Genomic DNA, 3322 nt, shown 5'->3' with positions numbered 1-3322 from the left:
CGGGCTGCGGGGGGCGGGGTCGTTCCGCGGAGTACTCTGGGTCGGGGTGGCCGGTGCGGGGCTCGGGGACCTGGCGGCGGCGGTCCGTCCGCCCGACGAGGAGCGGGACTTCCACGCCCACCTCACCCTCGCCCGGGGTGACGTCCGCGCCGCGATCGCGCGGTGGCGGCGGCACCTGGCCGACGTCGACGGCCCCGAGTGGACGGTCACCGAGGTCGAGCTGATGCGCAGCGATCCCGCCGGGGCGCGGGGATCCGGTCCCCGCTACAGCACCGTGGCGCGGTTCCCGCTGCAGCAGGGTTGACGCCGCACGCCGGTGGTCCCCGGCGGGTACCGGTCCGACACGCCCGGGCCGACGCGCCGGGAGAGCGCGTGCCGCCCGGGGTGTGCGGCGGTGCTGATACCCTCGACCCTGGGTCCGGCTGCGGTCCGTGGCGGCCGGTACCGACGACACACCGACACGGGACGAACGAACAAGGAGTGAACGCGTGGCGCTGTCCACCGACGAGAAGAAGCAGATCCTGTCCGAGTACGGCCTCCACGAGTCCGACACGGGATCGCCCGAGGCCCAGGTGGCTCTGCTGACCAAGCGGATCGTCGGCCTCACCGAGCACCTCAAGGTGCACAAGCACGACCACCACTCCCGTCGTGGGCTGCTGCTGCTGGTCGGCCGTCGCCGCCGGCTGCTCAACTACGTGATGCGGGTGGACATCGGCCGCTACCGGTCGCTGATCCAGCGACTCGGCCTGCGTCGATGAGAGACTGACGAGGGGGAGTGGCCCGGGCGGGTCACTCCCCCTCGGTACACGAAGGACGAACAAGGGCGAGCGCGCCGCGCACGGGGACGCCACAGCCGGTCCTCGGTAGTGGCCGCCGGGAGGTCCCTCCCGTCGGCTTCGATCGATGACCGGCCCCGTACCTCGGGCGTGCCCCCGAAGGGCGGGGGATGCGTGGCCCTTCACGCACGAGGAGTAACAGGAATCATGACTGAAGCAAGCGGGAACGCCGTGCACGAGACCGAGGCCGTGTTGGACAACGGCCGGTTCGGCACGCGCACGGTCCGCTTCGAGACGGGCAGGCTGGCCAACCAGGCCGCCGGCTCGGTCGTCGCCTACCTGGACGACGAGACGATGCTGCTGTCGGCGACCACCGCCTCCAAGCAGCCCAAGGAACAGCTCGACTTCTTCCCGCTCACGGTGGACGTCGAGGAGCGCATGTACGCGGCCGGGCGCATCCCCGGCGCGTTCTTCCGCCGCGAGGGCCGTCCGTCCACGGACGCCGTCCTCACGTGCCGGCTGATCGACCGTCCGCTGCGCCCGTCATTCGCCGACGGGCTGCGCAACGAGATCCAGGTCGTGGTCACGGTGCAGAGCCTGCACCCCGAGGACCCGTACGACGTGCTCGCGATCAACGCCGCGTCGGCCTCCACCCAGATCGGTGGGCTGCCGTTCTCCGGGCCGGTCGGCGGTGTGCGGGTCGCGCTGATCGAGGACCAGTGGGTCGCCTATCCCACCTGGTCGCAGCTGGAGCACGCGACGTTCAACATGGTGGTGGCCGGGCGCATCGTCGGGGACCGGCCCGAGGACGTCGCCATCATGATGGTCGAGGCCGAGGGCACCGAGAACACGCTCGACCTCGTGGCCGCGGGGGCCACCGCGCCCACCGAGACCACCGTGGCGCAGGGGCTCGACGCCGCGAAGCCGTTCATCCGTGTGCTCTGCGAGGCGCAGCAGCGGCTGGCCGACGCCGCGGCCAAGCCGACCGGGGAGTACCCGCTGTTCCCCGCCTACGAGGCGGACGCCTACGACGCGGTCGCCGCGATCGCCACCGACGAGCTCACCCGCGCGCTGGCACTGCCCGGCAAGCAGGAGCGCGACGACGCCACCGACGAGGTCAAGGCGTCGGTGCTGGAGCGCGTCGGTGTCGGTGAGGGCGAGGCCTTCGAGGGCCGGGACAAGGAGATCGGGGCCGCCTTCCGGGCGCTGACCAAGAAGCTCATCCGGCAGCGCATCCTGAAGGACAAGGTCCGCATCGACGGCCGTGGCCTGACCGACATCCGCCAGCTCGCCGCCGAGGTCTCCGTGGTGCCCCGCGCCCACGGGTCCGCGCTGTTCGAGCGGGGTGAGACCCAGATCCTGGGTGTGACCACGCTGAACATGCTCCGCATGGAGCAGACACTGGACACGCTGTCGCCGGAGACCAGCAAGCGGTACCTGCACCACTACAACTTCCCGCCGTTCTCCACCGGGGAGACCGGCCGCGTCGGCACGCCGAAGCGGCGCGAGATCGGCCACGGGATGCTGGCCGAGCGGGCCCTGGTGCCGGTGCTGCCGAAGCGGGACGAGTTCCCGTACGCGATCCGGCAGGTGTCCGAGGCCCTCGGGTCGAACGGGTCGACCTCGATGGGCTCGGTGTGCGCGTCCACGATGGGCCTGTACAACGCGGGCGTTCCGCTGAAGGCGCCGGTGTCCGGCATCGCGATGGGGCTCGTCTCCGACGAGGTCGACGGCGAGACCCGCTACGTCGCGCTCACCGACATCCTCGGCGCCGAGGACGCGTTCGGCGACATGGACTTCAAGGTCGCCGGGACCAAGGACGTCATCACGGCGCTGCAGCTGGACACGAAGCTGGACGGCATCCCGTCGGACGTGCTGGCGAGCGCGCTGAACCAGGCCCGGGACGCGCGGCTGACCATCCTGGACGTGATGTCCGAGGCGATCGGCGGCCCGGACGAGATGAGCCCCTACGCGCCGCGGGTGACCAGCGTGAAGGTGCCGGTGGACAAGATCGGTGAGGTCATCGGCCCGAAGGGCAAGATGATCAACTCGATCACCGAGGAGACCGGCGCCGACGTGTCCATCGAGGACGACGGCACGGTGTACGTGGGTGCCTCGGACGGCCCGTCGGCGGAGGCCGCGATCGACAAGATCAACGCGATCGCGAATCCGCAGCTGCCGAAGGTCGGCGAGCGCTACCTCGGCACGGTCGTGAAGACGGCCGCGTTCGGCGCGTTCGTCTCGCTGGTGCCGGGCAAGGACGGCCTGGTGCACATCTCGAAGCTCGGCAACGGCAAGCGCGTCGAGAAGGTCGAGGACGTCGTCAACGTCGGCGACAAGCTCCGGGTGGAGATCGCCGACATCGACAGCCGCGGCAAGATCAGCCTGGTCGTGGTCCAGGACGAGGAGTCGGGCGACACCGGCGCGGCCGCGAGCGGGGCGATCGGGGGCACCGGTGCGGTGGACACCGCCGCCGAGGAGCCGACCGCGGACCTGGCCGAGCAGGCCGACACCGGGTCGGAGGACAAGGGCGACCGGCCGCGGCA

General features: G+C 71.3%; 2 protein-coding genes and 1 pseudogene. All 3 read left to right on the top strand.

Annotated elements, in window-relative coordinates; genetic code table 11:
- Positions 1 to 304 (top strand): annotated as a pseudogene (locus ACTIR_RS23040) (2'-5' RNA ligase family protein); the annotation flags it as partial.
- A gap of 184 nt (positions 305 to 488) precedes the next feature.
- The gene (gene rpsO / locus ACTIR_RS0112220; RefSeq protein WP_007026319.1) at positions 489 to 758 is read left to right on the top strand and encodes a 30S ribosomal protein S15; all 270 of its coding nucleotides are present in this window, start codon (positions 489 to 491) and stop codon (positions 756 to 758) included.
- Positions 759 to 983: 225 nt separating this feature from the next.
- Positions 984 to 3322, top strand: a 2339-nt coding sequence (locus ACTIR_RS0112215; RefSeq protein ID WP_026454499.1) for a polyribonucleotide nucleotidyltransferase, incomplete at its 3' end; no start/stop codon positions are given.

Origin of the sequence: Saccharomonospora iraqiensis subsp. iraqiensis (genome assembly GCF_000430445.1) — a bacterium.
In the GTDB taxonomy this organism is placed as follows: Bacteria; Actinomycetota; Actinomycetes; order Mycobacteriales; family Pseudonocardiaceae; genus Saccharomonospora; species Saccharomonospora iraqiensis.
The sequence above is the reverse complement of the archived record's forward strand: the minus strand, read 5'-3'. Positions and strand labels throughout refer to the sequence as shown.